Source organism: Pontibacter virosus, from assembly GCF_003096355.1.
GTDB classification, from domain to species: domain Bacteria; phylum Bacteroidota; class Bacteroidia; order Cytophagales; family Hymenobacteraceae; genus Pontibacter; species Pontibacter virosus.
On record NZ_QEKI01000007.1, the window covers coordinates 56,793 to 77,112 of the forward strand.

Consider the following 20,320-nt stretch of genomic DNA (forward strand, 5'->3'; position numbering starts at 1 on the left):
GTTCTTTCTAACTCCGTCTTCCTTTGATTAGTTACTTCCGAAGCATACTGCCTTCCCGCTTATTTTTGCTGGTATTACTCTTTCTGGCTATCCGGTTGCCTCTTATCTTTTTAGGTATACCTGCCACTGCATCCGAGCTGCTTTATATGCTGGTGGGGGAGCGGATGGCAGACGGCTTTGCCATGTACCGCGAAATATACGATACCACGGCGCCCCTTTCGGCATTCGTTTACTGGACCATAGACGTGATTGCAGGGCGCTCATACCTGAGTTACCGGCTCGTGGCTACTGCCCTGCTGCTCTTCCAGGCGGTTATGCTTAATTTTACCCTCAATCGTAATCAGGTATATGCTGGCAAAGGCTACATTCCTGCTCTGCTATACCTGCTTTTAGGTAGCATCACGTACGAGTTTGACATGCTGACACCGCTGCTGATCGGCAATACGTTTGTCATTCTGTCGCTTCCGTACATCATCACCATTTCGAGGGAGGGCTTTGAGAACAACCGCCTGTTTGTGGGAGGTTTTATGGTAGGGCTTGCGGCGCTCAGCTATCTGCCTTTAGCCCAGTTTCTGCTGGTGGCGGCATTTGGGGTTGTGCTTTTTGCATCCAACACTTTCCGAAGCTTTCTTCTAATGCTCTGTGGCTTCGCCTTTCCCTATGCCGTGCTGGTGACTTATTACCTGTACACAAATACTACTTCTCATTTCGTAGAAATGCACCTGCTGCAGCCCTGGCAGTTTGGCATCAACCTTCTGATCCCCCCAGCGCAACTGGCACTGGCACTGGCCTTGCCTGCAGCCATTCTGCTCCTCTCACTCATCAGTACTACTTCGCTGCCGCAGCGCCTTGTGTTTCAGGGAAAGTTTCAGCAACTCATGACGGTATGGCTTGTAGTGAGCGTTATGGTATTAGTAACCCGTCCTGAGCTTTCAGTTGGTTCTTTCGTGGTCATACTCCCGCCCATAGCTTATTTCGGTGAGTTTCTGTTTACCAGCCGGATGAAGAAGTGGATTCTGAACCTGATGTTCTTTACCCTGCTAGCCGGGGTGTTGCTGATCCGTTACCGGCAGCCCCTGGGTATAGCATCCTTTGTGAAGATAGATGACTCGCATTTACTACTTCCGAAGGGCGGTGCGAGCGGAGCGGTTAAGAACAGTTCTGTTTTGGTTTTGGGGGAAGACCTGAGTTACTATGAGCATAATAAACTGGCAACGCCATACCTGAACTGGCAGCTCTCACAGCGCCACTTCGGCCGCCTCGACGAGTACCAGGCCGTCTATGACTTGTATCAGAATTTCCGGCAGGAGACGCCCGAATACATTGTGGACCAGGTGGGGCTTATGCCACAGCTTAAACACAAACTGCCGTCCGTTTTCGAAGGCTATGCACCCACGCAAACAGCGGCAGTCTATAAGAAAGGCCGTTAAGCGGCTATACCTGACTTAGCAAACCGGAATCTTGTCTACCCGGTTCTGGTGGCGTCCTCCTTCAAATTCTGTCTCCAGAAACACACGTGTCATATCAGCCGCTACCTCCTGCGAAACGAAGCGGGCAGGTATACAGAGGATGTTGGCGTTGTTGTGCTCCCGTGACAGTTTAGCGAGTTCTGTCTGCCAGCACAGGGCCGCTCTTATTTCCTGGTACTTGTTGGCCGTCATGGCTACACCGTTTCCACTACCGCAGATCAGGACACCAAAATCAGCCTCTTTGCTTACCACGGCCTTCGCAAGCGGGTGCACGTGATCCGGGTAGTCCACTGATGCGTCGGAGCCTGGCCCGAAATCTGTTACTTCGTGACCTGCTGCCGTCAGCTGCTCTTTTAGTAGATTTTTATAAGTAAAACCGGCATGGTCTCCGCCAATAGCTATTTTGTATCCCATCGTTTTAAGCGTTATTCTGGTTCAATCTTTTTAAATCACGTTCAATAATTCTTCTCGACACACCAATACTTACCTCATACAAGATGACCAGCGGAAACGCTATGAGGAGTTGGCTGATCACGTCTGGAGGCGTGATTACGGCAGACACGATCAAAATAATGACAATAGCGTGCTTCCGATACATCTTCATCACTTCTGGTGAAAGTAAGCCAGCCTTAGTGAAGAAGTACACGATAACGGGCAGTTCGAACATAAGCGCACAGGCCATGCAGAGCGTTGTGAGCGTAGAGATGTAGGAAGACAGGTCAAACTCGTTGATGATTGAGGGGTCTACCTGATAGCCCGCCAGAAAGTTGATCGAAATAGGAGCAACTACATAATAGCCAAACAGCAGGCCCATGGCAAATAGTACCGATACCCAAAATACGGCTCCACGTGAGCTTTGCTGCTCCTGCGGGTATAGGCCAGGCTTCACAAATCGCCAGATCTCCCAAAAGGCATACGGAAAGGCCATCGCCAGGCCAAGCACCAGCGATACCATGATGTGCATGGAAAACTGGCCGCTCATCTGACGGCTTTGTATCGTAAAGCCAAGGTCTTCTATACAAAGCACTGTCGAGCCAAAGTACTGCCCAACTTCGCACATCATCCTATAGCTCAGGAAATCAGTGCGCGAGGGTGCCAATATAATATCGTGGAAAACGAAGCCCTTGGCAAGAAACGCCGCTGTAGCAAACACCAGGATGGATGCTACTGACCGTATGATGTGCCACCGCAACTCCTCCAAATGGTCCACAAAGGACATCTCCCGCTGCTGTTCCGCTCCTTCGAGGTGTGGTTGGTCCATTAATGATGGCTTATAAATAAATTTCCAGTGATTGAATTAGTAAGCAAAAAGTGGATAGTCTTTCATCCAGCTGTTTACTTCTTTGCGCACAGCTTCAATTTTGCTTTCATTGTCATTGTTGGTCAGCACGTCATCGATCAGTTCAACAATGCGGGCCATATCCGCCTCTTTCAGACCGCGTGTCGTTATCGCTGCCGTTCCTATACGCATACCTGAGGTCACAAACGGCGACTTATCATCAAAAGGCACCATGTTCTTATTGATGGTGATGTCTGCCTTTACAAGCGTATTTTCGGCCAGTTTGCCTGTTATACCTTTCGTACGCAGGTCGATCAGCATCATGTGGTTGTCTGTGCCCCCTGAAATGATATTATAGCCTCGCTCCACAAAAGCGGTAGCCATGGCCTGCGCATTCTGCTGCACCTGCTTGATGTAGCCCATGTAGTCATCCGACAGGGCCTCGTAGTAAGCTACTGCTTTAGCCGCAATCACGTGCTCCAACGGCCCACCTTGCGTGCCCGGGAATACGGCGCCGTCCAACAAAGAAGACATCATGCGGATTTCGCCTTTCGGAGTTTTGATGCCAAATGGGTTTTCGAAGTCTTTGCCCATCATGATCATACCGCCTCTTGGTCCGCGCAGTGTTTTGTGCGTCGTAGTAGTGATGATGTGGCAGTGCTCAAATGGGTTGTTTAAAAGCCCTTTGGCAATCAGGCCGGACGGGTGGGAGATATCCGCCATCAACAATGCGCCTACCTCGTCGGCTGCGGCACGCAATTTTTTATAATCCCAGTCGCGGCTATAAGCAGAAGCGCCGCAAATGATCAGCTTCGGCTGCTCGCGACGGGCTGTTTCCACTACTTTATCAAAATCGATCAGGCCTGTTTCCTGCTCCACGCCATAGAAGCTTGGCTGGTACAGTTTGCCTGAAAAATTAACAGGGGAGCCATGCGTCAGGTGACCGCCGTGTGACAGGTCGAAACCCAGGATCTTATCGCCTGGCTGCAATACGGCGAGCATCACAGCTGCGTTAGCCTGCGCACCGGAGTGCGGCTGCACGTTGGCCCAGCTAGCGCCAAAAAGCTCCTTAGCACGATCGATGGCCAGCTGCTCTGACTGATCCACAATTTCGCAACCACCATAGTAACGCTTGCCGGGTAGGCCTTCGGCGTACTTGTTGGTCATCACACTTCCCATTGCCTCCATCACCTGATCCGAAACGAAGTTTTCGGACGCGATCAGTTCGATGCCGTGGGTTTGGCGTGCTTTTTCTTTTGCAATCAGGTCAAATATAGCTGTGTCTTTCTGCATGGCTTCTTTGGTTTTATATTCCTTCAAAATTAAAGCTTGTGCCTGAATAAACCAATGTTTCAAATGTTTATCTACGGTACCGCTAGTGCCGTTGGATTTATCGGTCTTAAATAATCTTTACATAAACTGCGATTCTTTATTCTTGTGATGAAGCTAGCTTAAAACAAGAAGGCCCGCCAAATTGGCGGGCCTTCTTCTATAAGTTAAGCGTTAGCTTATTGTTTCAGGAGTTTCACTTGCTCTGTCTTACCGTTAAACTCTGTCAACAGGATGTAGATGCCTGTTGGCAGGTTGTTGTTTAGGTTCAGCAGAATAGTGTTCTCACCTTCTTCGATGTCGTAGCTTAGGTTCTGCACGGCTGAGCCATTCATGTTCACGATACGCACATTCAACTTACCTGCTCTGTCGGCATTGTATACCAGTTTAGAGTCAGCGTTGATTGGATTTGGATACACTCTTGGACCAACTGCCAGGTTCACTCCGTTAGAAGATACGGCTACAACTTTGCTGTAATCAAACGAACCGTCCAGGTCCACTTGCTTCAGTCTGTAGTAACGCGTCCCGTTGAAGTTTCCTTTGTGGCTGAACCCGTAATCCTGACGAAGTGACGTTGTGTTTACTTTGCTCTTCACTTTGCCTACAGCTTTGAATTCGCCTTTCAGGTCTTCTGTCATCTGCACCTCGAAGTAGTCATTGTCTAGTTCAGAAGCCGTTGCCCATGTCAGTTTCACTTCGCTTCCCTGCTTCACAGCATCGAAAGCGATGAGTTCTACTGGAAGAGGAACGATTTCAGATTCCAATGTTACCGAAGCCGTTGCTTCTAATGAACTGTTGACGATCGATCCACTTAGTCTTGTACCTATTTCTGTCGAAGTGCTTCTAACCGAAATCGTGCCAGTGAAATAACCATTCTCGTCCGGTGTGATGTTCATTGCTCTTGTCCAGGCACCCTCCGCAGTAGATGTAGGGTCTGTCGAAATCTGGAATGTAACATCTCCTGTCATTGACAATCGCAGGTCTCTACCAATAGCTAAGTGCTGAGCAGTTACAGTGTATGATTTTACATCGAAGTCTTCACCTTCCTGAGTCTTAAAGCTTAATGTATTTGGATTAACTGTAATGATTGGTCTTACAATTTCCAAATACTCGGGATCGCTGGTTTCCATTTTTCCCAATGCAGTAATTGTTACGAAATTTCTCGAAGCAGTCTGTGGCACTACCATCTCAAGGGTGTTTTCATCAACTTCGAAGAAGTTTGTAACATCTTTTGTTCCGATTTTGATAGTTCCAACATTTGTCAAGTTGTAGCCTTTGACAATTACTCTTTCCAGGAGTCTTGCTTGATTGCTGCTGCTGATGATGCTACCGTTTTCTTTCTCGAATCTCACGATTACCGGGCTCGTTACGGTAAACTCATCTACAGTTGTCTGTGTTGATGCAGCCGTAGTGATCGTTCCAGCGTCATTTGTAAGTCTGATAACTCCTGTAATGGCATTGTTCGGAACTGTTACTGTTATTTGACGAGCAGTAGTTAGGTCTTCCGTATTCACTGTAGCTCGAATATCAATTTGACTTCCGAGAGGCGCAGGGATGATTTCCCCGCCATGGCCTTTAAAGAAGACGTTGATCATTCCATTTACATCGATCAGGTTTTCACCAGTGATAGTTACAACATATCCAGCTGGTCCTTCTTTAGCCACAAAGTCATGAATGATTGGCGCTTTTACTACACGGAAGATTTGTGAACTTGTTACTGGTGTGCCACCGTCGAATGGTGTAGTAACAGATATCTTACCGATCGTTGCGTCCTGTGGTACTGTTACAGAAATCGTTGTAGGAGAAGTTACAGTGTAAACTGCTGTCTTCTCATCAGCTTCTCCTTCAATACCCAAGAATCTAACTTCTGTTGCATCGTCAAAGTTAGTACCAGTAATAGTAAATGTTGTTCCTACAAGACCGGCATAAGTGCTGAAACTGGTAATGGTCGGAGCTCCAATTACGGTCAGGTCTCCGCTTGCCTGGCCAGTGCCGCTTTCACTTGAAACTTGAATAGTGCCTTTGATAGAGCCGGCAGGAACCGCTACTTCTAACACGTCTTCGCCTTCTTCTGTCGTACTATAGGTAGCGCTTACAATCGTACCTGCAACACGCGTACTTCCTGAACCCGCAAAGGTTACTGTAGGTATAGCTCTTGTAACTGTTGTTCCATTAAAGTACTCATCAAATCTTGACCCTTTGATGGTAACTGTGTTTACGCCTGCATATACTCTGGTGTCATTTGTAGTTCCCGTCTGTACGAAGCTAGTAATTACTGGTTTGTATACTATTAGGGCGTCTGATGTACCTGTGCCACTTGTAGAAGTAACACTTAGCACGTCTGAGCTATTCCAATTGACTACTGGCGCTACAAAAGTGATAGTACCTGTACCTGTTTCGTTTTCGGCATTTACTGTATAGCCTGTGATTGCTATGCCACCATAAGACAGACCCGTAACGTTAATGAAGTTAGTACCTGTGATTACTACTTCCTCTCCAGCATATACCGCAGTTGGCGCTACACTTGAAATAACTGGCGCAAGTACAGTAAACTGCTCCGGCTCACTCTCGCCGCTTCCAGACAGTACCGTCAAACTTCCTGATCTGGCGCCGTTTGGAACAGTTACTGTAATTTCTGTAGCAGTATAAGTAGTTGCCGTAACCTGAGCACCTTCAAACTTCACAACCGGTGCTTTTTCAGCAGCTCCACCCTGTCCGTCGTTTAACGTTTCATCCCAGTATTGGGTGAATAATTCACCGGTGATCTTTACTACTGTCTGACCTGCATAACCTTGTGTGGCGCTAATAGTAGTAATGATAGGTTCTAGTACCGTATAATCTACTATACTAGTTCCTGTACCGGCCGGGGTTGTAACGGCAACCTTGCCTGTGCCTCCATCAAACGGCGCTTTTACAGTGATCAACTGGAAGCCTGTCTCAACACCTTCTCCGTCCACTTCATTAGTAACTGCACCTACCATAGCGGCAGGTTTACCATTAAAGGTTACAGCACTTGCATTGGTGAAGAACTGCCCCCTAACGGTTACCAACTGATAAGCATAGCTAGTAGTAGGAGTGGCTGTGTTGTTTGTGAAGGTAATGTTAGCTGGCGCTGGCACAACGAAAACATCTTCGCTTTCTGCCACGCCTGCAGCTGCAGTTATGGTGATTTTACCAGTAGTAGCGGCGAATGGCACCGTCACAGTCAGCACATCAAATGTCTCGTTTATCTGAACAGTAGCCATATCAGCTGCAACTCCATTGAATGCAACAGCTGTAACGTCTATGAAGTTTGTACCAGTGATGGTTACTACTGTTCCTGCTACACCACCTTCAGCTGGGCTGAAAGCGATGATGGTAGGGGCAGGTATAACAGTGAAGACGTCTGTAGTTGTAAATACTGTTTCTTCACCTACTTGAAGGCTGATCGGTCCAGTCGTAGCGCCTGTTGGCACTGTCGCTTCAATAGTACCAGCGGTTTCGCTGTAAGTTAATTGAGCGGTTGTCCCATTGAAAGCCACTCCGGTTGCTTCATTCAACAACCAGCCAGTAATCACTACTTTATCACCAACTATACCTTCTGTTTCAGTGAAGCTGATAATCTCTGGTGATGTCACTACCGTGTAAGTGGCTTCACTTGGTTCGCTAGCACCTGCAGCATTTGTTACCATCAGTTTACCAGTTACAGCACCCACTGGGACAGTTGCGGTAATCTGTGTTTCTGAATCAACTTTGATCGTGGTGGCTATTGTTTCATCATTACCTTCTTCTGTTCCAAGGAATGTTACCACGATACCTTCACCTTTAAATTCGGTGCCTGTGATCACCACTGTTGAGCCTTCTGTTCCTTTGATCGGAGCGAGGCTTGTGATGGTAGGTTTCTGAATAATATCGAACTCTTCGTTGCTTACGCTAGTCCCCTGTAAGTTAGAAATAGTAATTACTCCTGTGATTGCGCCAGCAGGCACATCTGCTGTTAGGGTTGAGTCTGAAGTCACATTCAGGTTATCTGCTACCAGTAGGCCTTCTTCACCAGCGAAGCTTACGGTTACCGTTCCTTCATTTACAAAGTTGTAGCCCGTGATTGATACCACTGTACCTGCCACACCTTGATTCGGAGCAAAGGTCAGGATAACTGGTGTCCGGATAACTTCGAATACTGCTGTCTCTGTTGCAGCTGCCGGGTTTATTACTGAGAGCTTACCTGTCACGGCTCCTTCAGGAACAGTTACTACAAGCTCTGTATCGCTCTCATTAGGAGTTGTGAATGTTATCGTCTTATTGTCATCTCCTGTTTCATCGCTACCCAGGAACACTACTTCTGAAACATACTTTAGATGCTGACCTGTGATCGTGATTTTCTGACCAATTGGTCCTTTTGTAGGAGCTATACTTGCAATTGGAGCATGTATTACTTCAAACGGGCCTTCCCATACAGCCTGGCCACCCAAAGTGTTTACAGTCACACTGCCTGTCGTAGCATCTGCGGGTATGTTGAAAGTTATGGCTGTACCGTCGCCATTTACTACGAACCCGTTCGGGTTATTTATTTCATTGTATGGCGCTATAGTCGCACTGCCCAGAAGAACCGCTGTCGCAGTTTCAAAGTTTGTACCTGTGATGGTCACCTCTTTTGCTACAATGCTATAAGTTAGGCCACCTTCAGTAGTTCCAACACTGGCAATGGTCGGTGCAGGAACAAAGGTGAATATCTGATCACTTGTCGCAACTTTATCTTCCCCCGGGGAGATCACCTGGATCTTACCTGTGCTGGCATCAGCTGGCACGAGCACCACAAGTTCTGTATCACTTGTCACAGGAGTCACGATAGTTCCTTCTCTGTCATCCTCAGCTGTTGCTGGATCTCCCAAGAACATGACACTGCTTACGCCTGAAAGATTTGTACCTGTAATGGTTATCTGCATATTTGGACCTGCAGACGTTGGCTCAAAGCTTGCAATGGTTGGAGCCGGCACATCAAATGGCGCCTCACTTACATCCTGACCGGCAGGGCTTTTAACGGTGATCGGGCCTGTGCTTGCGCCCAATGGTACAGTTGCCGTTATTTGATTGTCGTTTACCACTGTAAAGGTAGCCTTCACCCCATTGAACAGCACTTCATTAACTGCAGTGAAATACTCCCCATAGATAGTTACAATTGTACTTACGGCGCCTCCTGCCGGGCTAAACTCAACAGCCGGAGTTTCTACATCATTGTCATGATCAAATGCGAGAATCTGTGGCCCAAGCACTGTAAAATCATTTGTGCTTACATCCTCTCCAGCTGGCGTTACTATCGTAATCTTACCAGTTGTTGCACCATTAGGTACAGTTACTGTAATTTCACTGTCCTCTTTTTCTTCTGTGAATTTTATCGTTGTTGGATCAGCTGCTACACCGTTAAACAGCACTCCGGTTACGCCTGTGAAATACTGCCCGTAAAGCGTTACGGTTTCACCTGCACCCGCACTTAGTGGATCAAACTCAATTGTTGTAGCAAATACTGGAGCCGGCACCTCAAACTCTGTTGCACTTGTAACATCTCCATAAGGGGTTACAACCTTGATAAAGGAATTTCCAACTCCGTACGGCACTGTAGCTATAACAACCGCACTGTCTTTAGAAATAATAGTAGCAGGTATTTCTCCAAAATAAACTGCTGTAGTCTCTTTCAGATGTCTGCCATTTATCGTTACTTCTGTCCCTGGTACTCCTTCCGATGGGCTAAAACCAGTCAATTCTGGCTCTTGCGAAACTTGTATCGCATCTAGAAATACATAGGCTGCATTTACGGATGCCAGCTCAAACCTTACATTTGTCGCGTTGCTTGGCAAATATATCGTTTCAGTTGACGGCTCAACAGTTACTGCGTAGGTCGAAGCTTCTTTAGTCGTTCCCCCTTGTAAACGGTAGCTCACTCTTATAGTAGCACTGTAGTCCGCTAACCTTGTTGTACTTGCCAAAAAGCTGAAGCTTACTTTGTACCCTGTTAAGCCTATTTGGCTTTCTTCCTGGAGCTTAACGTCTACATAAGCTGTAGTTGTTCTGAATTGAGCAGAACCTCCAGTTGAACCTGGCGCTATGTCTGCCCCATCTGAGCTCAGTCCATCAGTTTTTATGTTTTCAGAGGTTGGTATTCGCCAGGGACCATCATATGTTATGGTGCCCTGCGCCATACCGGCTGTGACCAGACCCAGCATAATCACGCACTGCAGGAGCAGTGAACGCAATAGTCGGCCTAATGGGGGAGTGTAGATTTGTGCCATAGCTAAAAGTTAAGAGTTAATAAATTTTTGTGCAGTTTTAATGCTAAGTTAATTATCACAAAATAAGATAATTTATCTTTCACTTTTGCAATATAAGCTCCTGTTTTTTTGTCTGATTTTAACTCTCTTCTTACAACTTGCGTTTTTGATGCGTTTAAGGCTGTTTTTGAAATGTGCCTTGGTTATGTTATTTGAAAACTTTTCATGTTTATTTTTTGCCCATATAACTAAATAATGTTCCAACTTAACTTTCTCAATATTGCATAAAAATATTATATATAGTGTTTTCATATTATTCCATTTCTAGCCGTAATGCAATATGCTTATTTTGAATGTTGCGAAATGGATGCAATTATCTTACTTAATAGGTAGTAGATATTCCCATAGGTATATCTAAAATGAGCTTTTTCATATTAGCCATATTAATGCCTGGGTAGATTATAAAAATGCATAAATAGGCAACATGTTGATCTTATGTTAGAACAGCCAATCCTGTCTCAGCATAGGCTCAGGTATAGCAAGCAATCGTTATAGATTACTTTACTTTATACCGTTCTTTATGAAAAATATTTAGACTTTTAAAGTGGATATAGTTGTTTTACAATACTATACATAGAAGTATAGAGATGCAGGAGATTATAGTTTGACGTATTGAGAAATCAAGATAAGAAGATGGACAGACTAAAAAATTCGCTCATATCATTAACAGAAAAGGGCTGCAGTTTCCTGCAGCCCTTTTCTGTTCTGGTTGTTTTGTCTTACGTCTAGCGCTTCATCAGCTTAAAGGTATGCTTCGTGTCGTTATCAAGTACGTGTAGCACATATATGCCTTTAGTGGTAACACTTCGCATATCTACTGTAATAGAGTTGCCAGAGGTTTCCTCGGTGCGCTGCTGCAGTACTTTCCCCATCGCATCCATCAACACTATCTGCACATTACGAGCCTCTGAACCATTAAGTGTCACGATAACAGCATCATCAAATGGATTCGGGTATGCGGATACTGTGGCATTATCAGCGTCCAAAGCGACAGCTCTAATGGGTGAGTACGAAGTTGTGCCATCTAAATCAATCTGCTTCAGGCGGTAATAGCGAGTGCCAGACACTGCTTTCATATCCAGGAAGCTGTAATCCTGGCGTACCGAAGTGGTTCCCACCTTACTCTCTACAAACCCGATTGCTTTAAAATCTCTGGCGTTGCTTGACACCTGTACTTCGAAGCCTTTGTTCTCCAGTTCTGAAGCAGTTGCCCAGGCTAGATTTACACCCTTGGTTTGTGCATGCGCTTTGAAGAACATGAGTTCTACGGGGAGAGGGGTGATTGTTAAGTCATTTATTTCATATGTCCCATCAGCATTATTTAAGTTATTATAGCAGGCGGTGTTCTGAGGATTCAATGTCAATACTACTCTTACACCATCAATATCCCCCCGCATTTCACTTATCGTCCAATCACGAGTATTTGCCGCTGTTACCCAATTATCCGCAGAACTTCCTACAGTATGATAATACCATTGATAATATATAATCTCTGCAGCCTGTATGTTACTCTCAAAACTAAATGTAGCAGGTTGGCCGACAATTGGATTTTCTGGTCTAATAATATTTCCTGTCGCTGCAATAGCTGATGTTCCTGTAACTGTAACTGTAGCCGGATCGCTTATACAACCTGTTGCAGAATTTAATTTTCTGTATGTAAAAGTAGTAGTCCCACTATTTACAGAGCCTATTGTATAGGAGTCGTCGTCACCTAATAAAATGCCTCCTGAATCGTACCATCTGTACTCCATACCTAACTCAGGTACAGCATTAATGGTTAATGCTCCTCCAACGCATCTCTCTGCAGTAATATCTATTGGTGTAGTCGGAGTGAGATTATTGGTAGTTGGCACAACTAAATATTTTTTATCACTAGTACATCCTTCTGAGTTACTTAATACAACATAATGCACTCCGCTGTCATCTTCTGTTGACATTTCAATTTCTGATCCAGTCCCTTTTATGCCACCATTAATATCATACCATGTATAAATATCGTTACTACCTCCTCCGCTAGCTATGTATGTTATTCTTTGATTTCCTCTTGCATCACAATCTACATTTGCATTCACAGTAGGAGAAACTAATTTCCCAACATGTGCTACTACCGGAACTTTTGGACTTGAACAATTCGTAGCAGTATTGATTTTAGCAACATAGAACGTAGTAGTTTGAGAAAGAGGCTGAGTTGTATATTCCGCCTCAGTTGCACCATTAATTGCAACTTCAGACATGTCATACCACTGATATATTTCATTCTCTAGCTTACCAGATGCTTTTAGGATAAAAACTATCGGCTCTGTAGAACAGGCACCAACAGAAGTAGCCTGCGGTATTAATGGAATACATGATTCCGTTATTGTGAGATTATCTATATATAAATTGGCGTTATTACCAGAGCCAATAGCTTGAAGTGCAAGACGGGCTGTACCTATGTTAGTAGCTGTAAATGACACGGAATAGCTTAACAATGTACTACCCACATTTATTGCTTCACCCGCAAGATTCCTATTGCTCGAATTAGTTGGATTACCAGCAATAGCAGTTGTTGCACCGGACAAAATGTTTATTCTGCCATCGTTACCTATCGCTCTTGCCCCAAATGAAACGGTATATGTATATCCCTCTTTGAAATCAAAAGCTTGATTGATTACAGTGGTTGTATTATACCCTGGGTTACCAGCATTCCCATTCGTGCCACTCACAACTAGCTCTCCTCCTGTAACTCTATTAGATCCTATCTTACCAGTATAATTAGTATTAAGTGTGAGATCATCTCCACTGCTAAAGCCATTAGAATAGAGTGTTGTTTCCTGCCCCACACTCTCCCCACTCACCAGCAGGAAAAAGCTTAGCAACAGCAACGTAAAAATTTTACTTGCCGCAGCTGTTCCCGTAGCGTTGGCAGATGGCCGCTGGATGAGAGCGGCGGTTGGATTGTAGATGTGTTTCATAATGAACAAAAAATTAGAAGATTCAGGTTGATTGGTGGCTTGACCAGAGCCTAGGTATGGACATAGCAATTCCGAGTATGCTTTTTACAGCATTTTTTAGAACTCTAGTTTTAGAGAACTAACCAAAGGGTATAAACTGACTAGCTATAAGCTACTATGCGGCACACTAGCTTATAGGATCACTTTTACCCGTTAAAATATTCGGAAGAATAATTTTGCCCTTTAACTAAATAAGTCTAAAAGATTATTAATATAAAGCAATATTAATTATAGGACAGGGAATTTCCATACAATTATTGTTATTTTTTTTATCGAAAATTTACAAATTGCACTGGATTTAACAGTTATAATGTTTTATCTAAACATAAAATCATCTTTAGACCTAGATAAACATTAATATATAACTATTTAAACAATTAATTATCAACTCTTTCTGCGAACAGTGTAAGGACGGTCTAAATTGCACTGAATATTCAATAAATTAGTATCTAAATCCAACGCGACCATGTTGCCATAGGCGGCATTTTTGTAGTAAACGCACCCTGCATCCAGGTTGATGCGGGCGTCCTGGTGTGCAGCACTTTTTTTTATGGCATGGAGAGCAGTAGGAGTATGGCCGTGCAGGAGCCTCTTGTTATGTAGCCGGTCCCACTCAACCTCATAGTTTCTGATGTTAAGCATGGCCTCTTTGTCTCTGAACAGATCATCCTGATGAAAGTCGAAGCCGGCGTGTACCAGGTAGTAGTCGGGGAGTTCGAGGTGATAGGGAAGGGTGTCGATGAAATTGGCGTAGGTGGTAGGGAGCTTTCTGAAGTCTTGCATACCAAAGCTTTTAAGCACCATTTCCTTTTCCTGGTCGGACAGATTTAGCGCCGATTCGCCTTTGGAAGCGGCTTTTAGCAACATCTGGTCATGGTTGCCGCGCAGGCAGTGCACCTGGTACTGTTGTTTCTGGAGGTGGATGATGAAATCCAGGACGCCTTTGCTATCAGGGCCTTTGTTCACGTAGTCGCCAAGCAGGTATAGCTCGTCCGTTTTTTTGAGTTGCAGTTGCTCGAGCACGAGCGCTTTGAAGGTACGGGCACAGCCGTGTATGTCACTGATCGCGTATCGGGCCATGGCGGTGTACGTCTGGTCTGAGTCGGTTTAACGAGGCTAAAAAAATAGCACCTGTTTCAAAAGCAGGTGCTATTCCTTTCAGCTTTGTTCTGATTAGTTATACTTGTTGTTATCCAAGCCGGGCTTGTCATGGTTGCGGTTAGGGTTGTTCACGCGCACATTGGCACCTGTTTCATCCGCATCATCCACGGTATACTTCTCTTCCAGTTCCTCGTGCTCAGCTCTTGTGCTGTTTGGGTCTACAGGCTTACCGCCGGCAGCTTTGTCCTGACCTTTGCCAGCTGGATTTCCTGTATTTTCCCCTCCAGGCTGGGTATGCTTATATGATGGCATAATGTGTCCTCCTTGTATTTAAGTTAAAAATAAAAGGCAAGCTGCCTCGGCCTGTACCGGAGAGCAGCTATACCTTGTGTAAGTTTCAATGCATTTGATCAGGTACCGCGACCTTCGTCTTCGGTACGCATGTTGTCGGGTGGCGGCGTGCCGTCGTCAGCAAAATCATTGACACCGGTAGCTGATGGTCCCTCAGATGCCGTGTCGCTGCCAAAGCCCTCTTTGCCGTCGCGGTTGCCGAAACCGCCGCGCTGGTGTTCGTTCTTGGGCGGATCTGCACCCGGTATGATGTGTCCTGCACGGAATTCCTGATCCGTGGTATCGTCCTCTATCACACGTACGGGCCTGTTTTTAGCGGCCTCGCTGTGCTTGGACTCCCCTGCGTGTTTATCGTTTTCTTTGTTTTCCATAGTTGTGTCTTTATCATGCTCCCCTCGGGAGCTATACCTGTTTTTACTCCATTTCGGCCGCTATGGTTTAGCTCGGTTAGCTGCCCACCTGTTCGCCACCGTTCACATGGATCACCTGCCCTGTTATGTAAGAGCCGTCTTCCGAAGCCAGCAAAACATAGGCAGGCGCCACTTCCGATGGCTGCCCAGGGCGCCCTAGCGGCACATTCTGTCCGAACTCCTTTACTTTCTTCTTGTCAAAAGAAGCAGGTATAAGCGGGGTCCAAATCGGGCCCGGCGCCACCGCATTCACCCGAATTTTCTTTTCTGCCAGGTTAGCTGACAGGGAGCGGGTAAAGGCGGTGATGGCTCCTTTGGTAGAAGCATAGTCCATGAGGTGGTCGCTGCCGCGGTAGGAGGTAACGGAAGTGGAGTTGATGATGGCATTGCCTTCTTTCATGTGCTCCAGCGCCGCCTTGGTCATGTAGAACATCGAGAAGATGTTGGTCTGAAAAGTGCGCTGCAACTGGTCTTTCGAGATGTCTTTGATGTCGGTCTGCTCATGCTGCTCGGCAGCGTTATTCACCAATATGTCCAGTCCACCAAGTTTTTTCACGGCCTGCTTTACTGCATCTCTGCAGAAGGTCTCGTCGCCGATATCACCCGAGATGATCATCCCTTTCCGACCCTCTTGCTCAATAAGCTGAAGCGTGTCTTTGGCGTCCTTGTCCTCGTTCAGGTATACGATGGCCACATCGGCTCCTTCGCGGGCAAAGTGTACGGCCACGGCCCGGCCTATGCCACTGTCACCGCCCGTAATCAGGGCTTTCTTACCTTTCAGTTTATCGCTGCCTTTGTAGTTTTCGCGTATGTACTCCGGCTGCGGGTTCATCTTGTGTTCTTTGCCAGGCTGCACTTCCTGTTCCTGAGCGGGTAATTCTTTTGGTTTGTTTGCCATAGTTTTCATAGTTTTAGTGTGATCGCAGTCCATACCTATACGCCTGCATTTTTGGCCTAGTTACCCCAACCCGGCATCTTGTAAGGTGGCTGCCCGTTTATACCTTAAAATATGTCACCAGATTATGTGGAGAGAAACAGAAAATAAACTTACCCGCAGTTTCGAGTTCAAAGATTTTAGGGCGGCCATGGCTTTTATGAACAAGGTAGCTGATGTAGCCGAGGAGCTCAACCATCACCCGTGGTGGAGCAATGTTTACAATAAAGTAGAGATCGAACTGACCACGCACGACGCCGGCAATACCGTTACAGACAAAGATTTGGAGCTGGCCCGGCGTATCGATGAACTCTACGACAACATGATGGTGTAACTCCCTTCAAGCTGCATTGCCACTGCTATAACCAGATAGTTGACCGTGCTATCAGCCGTGCACAATCGACAATTAAGTAATACCTTTGCTGTATGCAGGAACCTGAAAAAACCAACCTATACCTGGTGCCGACACCCATCGGCAACCTGGAGGATATTACGCTGCGGGCCATACGCATACTGAAGGAGGTGGATGTGATTCTAGCCGAAGACACCCGTACCAGCGGCAAGCTGCTGCAGCACCTGGGTATAGAGAAGCGTATGCACAGCCATCACTTGCACAACGAACACAAAGCCAGCGCTCATTTGGCAGAGCGCATGAAGGCAGGTGAGGTAATGGCGCTTATTTCGGATGCCGGCACACCCGGAATTTCTGACCCTGGCTTTCTGCTGGTGCGCGAATGCCTGAAGGCAGGCCTTAAAGTAGAGTGTCTGCCTGGCGCAACCGCCTTTGTGCCTGCTTTGGTCAAATCGGGTTTCAGCACAGACCGCTTTACATTCGAGGGCTTTTTGCCTCTGAAAAAAGGACGCCAGACGCGCCTGACCAGTTTGGCTACCGAGGAGCGGACCATGATTTTTTATGAGTCGCCGCACCGCCTGCTCAAAACGCTCACCCAGTTCAAAGAGTACTTTGGGGGCGAACGCATGGCATCTGTTTCACGTGAAATCTCAAAGATGTTTGAAGAGACCGTCAACGGCACGCTCGATGAACTGATCGAAACCTTTACAACCAAGGCGATTAAAGGAGAGTTTGTGTTGGTAGTTTCCGGAGCGGGAGCGAAATTATAGATGTATACCTATCTGTTAATACAACAGATAGGTATATCTGCGCCAAAAGCTTAGCACAAGCTGGGAAAAAGAACAGCCGGGCTGTGGAGCTTCGGTTCTTAATAGATTAGAAAAATAATATAATCGTGATACATACTCAGTGTGTCGTGATTCAAGAATTACCATGAAGCTATACCTTAAAAAGCTTTCACTGCTTTGTATGCTGCTGCTTGTCACCCTGCAGGCCCAGGCGCAGTTTGAGGATACCCGTCTATCTCCCGAAGCAAAAATCAGCCTGATCACCTGCTCTCCGGGCGAAGAGTTGTATGCCATTTTCGGACACAGTGCCGTGCGCGTCAACGACCCCGCCACAGGTATGGACATCGTGTTCAACTACGGCACCTTCGACTTCAACGAACCAGGCTTCTACGTTAAGTTCATCCGGGGCAAGCTCAACTACAAGCTCTCCATCGCCTACTTCCAGGATTTCGCCTATAGCTATACCCTGGATAACCGCTCTATTTATGAGCAGGAGATGAACTTCACGGAAGCGCAGAAGCAGCAGTACTGGCAGTTTCTCACAAACAATTACCTGCCCCAGAATCGCTTTTACCTTTATGACTTTTTCTTCGACAACTGCGCCACCCGCATCCGCGATGGTATAGAGGCTACCTTCCCCGATCAAGTGGCCTTCAATATCGACCACCTGGATGAGGATATGAGCTTCCGCAACCTGATCGACTTATACCTGCCTCCGCAGCCCTGGTCCGATTTCGGCATCGACCTGGCCCTGGGTGCGCCCATCGACCAAAAAGCCACACCTTACGAGTACATGTTCCTGCCTGACTACCTTTCAGAAGGGTTCGCCAGCGCCACGATTCAGCAAAAAGGTCAGCAGGTGCCTTTGGTGGGTGAGCCTAAAGTTATTTTCCAGAACAGCCCAACAGCCGCTTCAACTGGTGGCCTGTTTAACCCGGTGCTGGTGTGGTGGCTGTTTTTTAGCCTTGTAGTGGTCATTACCGTGCTCGACTACAAACGTCGCAAGCGCAGCCGCACCTTTGACATGTTATTTTTCCTGATCACGGGATTGCTGGGCGTGTTGCTGTTTTTGCTGTGGTTTGCCACCGATCACCAGGCGGCTGCCAATAACTTTAATATGCTGTGGGCGCTGCCTACTCACGTGGTGGCCGCTGCTTTCCTGGTCAGGCCGGTGCTCCCGGGCTGGTTGCAGAAGTACATGCTGGTAACGGCTGCACTGGCTTTCATTACACTGCTGCTGTGGTGGGTATGGCCGCAGCAACTGCACACCGCAGTTTTCCCGATTGCCTTAGCCCTGTTGACAAGAGCCGCGTATACGGTTTGGGCTGCCAGACAGCTGGTAGCTATCAGCAACACGGACACTAAAATAAAAGAGCGTATATGAACTTGCAGCAACTTTGCCAGAATGCCAATATCATTGTAAAAGGAGTAGGCGCTTTTATAAAGCACGAAGCCGCTGATTTTGACAGGGGCAGGGTAGAGCTCAAAGGCTTTAACAACCTGGTGTCATACGTCGACAAGGAGGCCGAAAAGCAACTGGTGGAGGCCCTGCGCAACCTGTTGCCTGAGGCGGGCTTTATCACAGAAGAAGAGACCGACAACACCCGTGGCGAGCGCTTCAACTGGGTCATCGATCCGCTGGACGGCACCACCAACTTTACCCACGGCCTGCCGCTGTACTCTGTGAGCGTGGCCCTGCTGGACGGTGACGAGGTGGTGCTGGGCATCGTGTATGAAATCAACAAAGACGAATGCTTTTATGCTACAAAAGGCAACGGAGCGTTCTTAAATGACAGCCCCATCAAAGTATCACCTGCTAAGGAATTAAAAGATTCACTTATCGCTACAGGTTTTCCTTATTACGAGTTTGGGCTCACGCAGCAGTACTTGCAGGTACTGGGCGCTTTCATGGGCAAATCGCACGGCGTGCGACGCCTGGGTTCGGCTGCCCTGGACCTGGCTTATGTGGCGGTGGGTCGTTTTGAGGGATTCTTTGAGTTTAACCTGAATGCCTGGGACGTGGCAGGGGGCGCCATCATCGTGCAGGAGGCCGGCGGCCATGTCTCTAAATTCACGGCTGGGGGCGATTATGTTTTCGGGCGCGAGATTGTGGCCAGCAACGGCAACATCCACCAGGAGATGCTCGATACCATTGCAGAGCATTGGAAAGAGCCTCTTCCATAAACTTTTTGTAAATTTGTGTAGTTGATAAGAGCATATGGTACAGAACATCATCATCTTCCTGATATTCGCGGTGGCAGTAGCCTACATGGGCTGGGTGATTTACCGCAGCGTCATGCCCAACAAAAATGCCGGATGTGCTAAAGGCTGTGGCGGCTGCTCCGCCATCGACCTCAGCAAGATCCAGAAAGAGCTCGATAAGAAAGCGGTATAGTAGCTTCCTCGGCTTCCTGAACTCTTTTAACTTTTGCTCAAGGCATACGCCTCGCCTGCCTGCCCGGGTATAGCGCCATACCTGCTGTCGCCTAACAAGATCTTCTCAGCCCGTGCCTACCTGCAAGGGACTGCCTCCTGAATAATTCCAGCCCCTTTTTCATATCCCTTGCCTGATTTTGCGTATAGTTCTATACCTAACTAGAATATCCCTTAAAACTATACGCTATGCAAGATAAAGTAGAAGAAAGAAGCCTCATTAACGTACTCAACCGCCTTCGTAAAGACGGCTATGCCTACGACTTTAAAGTGTCGGGTGAAGGCAAACTGTGCACCATGGAGGACAAGCAGACCTTCGGGCCAGACCAGGTGCGCATTGTAGACTTTTATCGCTTCGAAGGTGAAAGCAATCCGGATGACATGTCGATCCTCTATGCTGTGGAAACCAGCAATGGCCTGCGTGGCACGATCTCAAACTCGTACGGCCCTTACGCCGATGCGAAAGTGGATGACTTCCTGAAGCAGGTAGAGGACCTGGGCAAAAACCTTGACAAGAAAGACAAATAAAACATAAAGGGCCGATTTTCGGCCTTTTATGTTTTATACCTGCATCGT

Annotated in this window: 16 protein-coding genes; 7 read left to right on the forward strand and 9 right to left on the reverse strand. The window is 46.9% G+C overall.

Annotated elements, in window-relative coordinates:
- Window positions 1-65: 65 nt before the first annotated feature.
- On the forward strand, window positions 66-1,430 hold the full coding sequence (locus tag C8E01_RS12280) for a hypothetical protein (RefSeq protein ID WP_165820626.1): 1,365 nt from the start codon (window positions 66-68) through the stop codon (window positions 1,428-1,430).
- 15 nt (window positions 1,431-1,445) lie between these two features.
- Here C8E01_RS12280 and rpiB read toward each other — a convergent pair whose 3' ends face one another.
- The 9 genes from rpiB to C8E01_RS12325 all read right to left on the reverse strand — a co-directional run bounded on the left by rpiB (window position 1,446) and on the right by C8E01_RS12325 (window position 16,144).
- Window positions 1,446-1,883: a ribose 5-phosphate isomerase B gene (gene rpiB / locus C8E01_RS12285; protein ID WP_116543745.1), complete on the reverse strand. Its 438-nt coding sequence runs from the start codon at window positions 1,881-1,883 to the stop codon at window positions 1,446-1,448.
- 4 nt (window positions 1,884-1,887) lie between these two features.
- A complete protein-coding gene (tatC, locus tag C8E01_RS12290; protein ID WP_116543746.1) occupies window positions 1,888-2,730 on the reverse strand; it encodes a twin-arginine translocase subunit TatC in 843 nt (280 codons plus the stop codon).
- 36 nt (window positions 2,731-2,766) lie between these two features.
- A complete protein-coding gene (gene glyA / locus C8E01_RS12295) occupies window positions 2,767-4,041 on the reverse strand; it encodes a serine hydroxymethyltransferase (RefSeq protein ID WP_116543844.1) in 1,275 nt (424 codons plus the stop codon).
- 215 nt (window positions 4,042-4,256) lie between these two features.
- A complete protein-coding gene (locus tag C8E01_RS12300; RefSeq protein WP_165820627.1) occupies window positions 4,257-10,277 on the reverse strand; it encodes an IPT/TIG domain-containing protein in 6,021 nt (2,006 codons plus the stop codon).
- Between the two features lie 830 nt (window positions 10,278-11,107).
- Entirely contained in the window at window positions 11,108-13,336 is a 2,229-nt protein-coding gene (locus tag C8E01_RS21935; protein ID WP_243409549.1) for an Ig-like domain-containing protein, read from the reverse strand.
- A 423-nt stretch (window positions 13,337-13,759) separates the two neighbouring features.
- The gene (locus tag C8E01_RS12310; RefSeq protein WP_116543748.1) at window positions 13,760-14,455 is read right to left on the reverse strand and encodes a metallophosphoesterase family protein; all 696 of its coding nucleotides are present in this window, start codon (window positions 14,453-14,455) and stop codon (window positions 13,760-13,762) included.
- Between the two features lie 93 nt (window positions 14,456-14,548).
- The gene (locus C8E01_RS12315; protein ID WP_116543749.1) at window positions 14,549-14,788 is read right to left on the reverse strand and encodes a hypothetical protein; all 240 of its coding nucleotides are present in this window, start codon (window positions 14,786-14,788) and stop codon (window positions 14,549-14,551) included.
- A 98-nt stretch (window positions 14,789-14,886) separates the two neighbouring features.
- Complete coding sequence (locus tag C8E01_RS12320; protein WP_116543750.1) at window positions 14,887-15,198, reverse strand: hypothetical protein; 312 nt, start codon at window positions 15,196-15,198, stop codon at window positions 14,887-14,889.
- A gap of 76 nt (window positions 15,199-15,274) precedes the next feature.
- Window positions 15,275-16,144: an SDR family oxidoreductase gene (locus C8E01_RS12325; RefSeq protein ID WP_207774898.1), complete on the reverse strand. Its 870-nt coding sequence runs from the start codon at window positions 16,142-16,144 to the stop codon at window positions 15,275-15,277.
- A gap of 115 nt (window positions 16,145-16,259) precedes the next feature.
- On the opposite strand from C8E01_RS12325, the gene C8E01_RS12330 reads away from it, so the two are divergent.
- The 6 genes from C8E01_RS12330 (at window position 16,260) to C8E01_RS12355 (ending at window position 20,272) form a co-directional block, all read left to right on the forward strand.
- Window positions 16,260-16,505, forward strand: coding sequence for a 4a-hydroxytetrahydrobiopterin dehydratase (locus C8E01_RS12330; RefSeq protein ID WP_116543751.1), 246 nt, complete (start codon window positions 16,260-16,262; stop codon window positions 16,503-16,505).
- A 92-nt stretch (window positions 16,506-16,597) separates the two neighbouring features.
- The gene (gene rsmI, locus C8E01_RS12335) at window positions 16,598-17,293 is read left to right on the forward strand and encodes a 16S rRNA (cytidine(1402)-2'-O)-methyltransferase (RefSeq protein WP_116543752.1); all 696 of its coding nucleotides are present in this window, start codon (window positions 16,598-16,600) and stop codon (window positions 17,291-17,293) included.
- A gap of 163 nt (window positions 17,294-17,456) precedes the next feature.
- Window positions 17,457-18,695, forward strand: coding sequence for an Lnb N-terminal periplasmic domain-containing protein (locus tag C8E01_RS12340; protein WP_116543753.1), 1,239 nt, complete (start codon window positions 17,457-17,459; stop codon window positions 18,693-18,695).
- The gene (locus C8E01_RS12345) at window positions 18,692-19,495 is read left to right on the forward strand and encodes an inositol monophosphatase family protein (protein WP_116543754.1); all 804 of its coding nucleotides are present in this window, start codon (window positions 18,692-18,694) and stop codon (window positions 19,493-19,495) included. The genes C8E01_RS12340 and C8E01_RS12345 overlap by 4 nt, the downstream gene beginning before the upstream one ends.
- Before the next feature lie 34 nt (window positions 19,496-19,529).
- Window positions 19,530-19,706: a FeoB-associated Cys-rich membrane protein gene (locus C8E01_RS12350; RefSeq protein WP_116543755.1), complete on the forward strand. Its 177-nt coding sequence runs from the start codon at window positions 19,530-19,532 to the stop codon at window positions 19,704-19,706.
- 227 nt (window positions 19,707-19,933) lie between these two features.
- Window positions 19,934-20,272 (forward strand): hypothetical protein, encoded by a 339-nt coding sequence (locus C8E01_RS12355; RefSeq protein WP_116543756.1) that lies wholly within the window; start codon window positions 19,934-19,936, stop codon window positions 20,270-20,272.
- Window positions 20,273-20,320 lie beyond the last annotated feature (48 nt).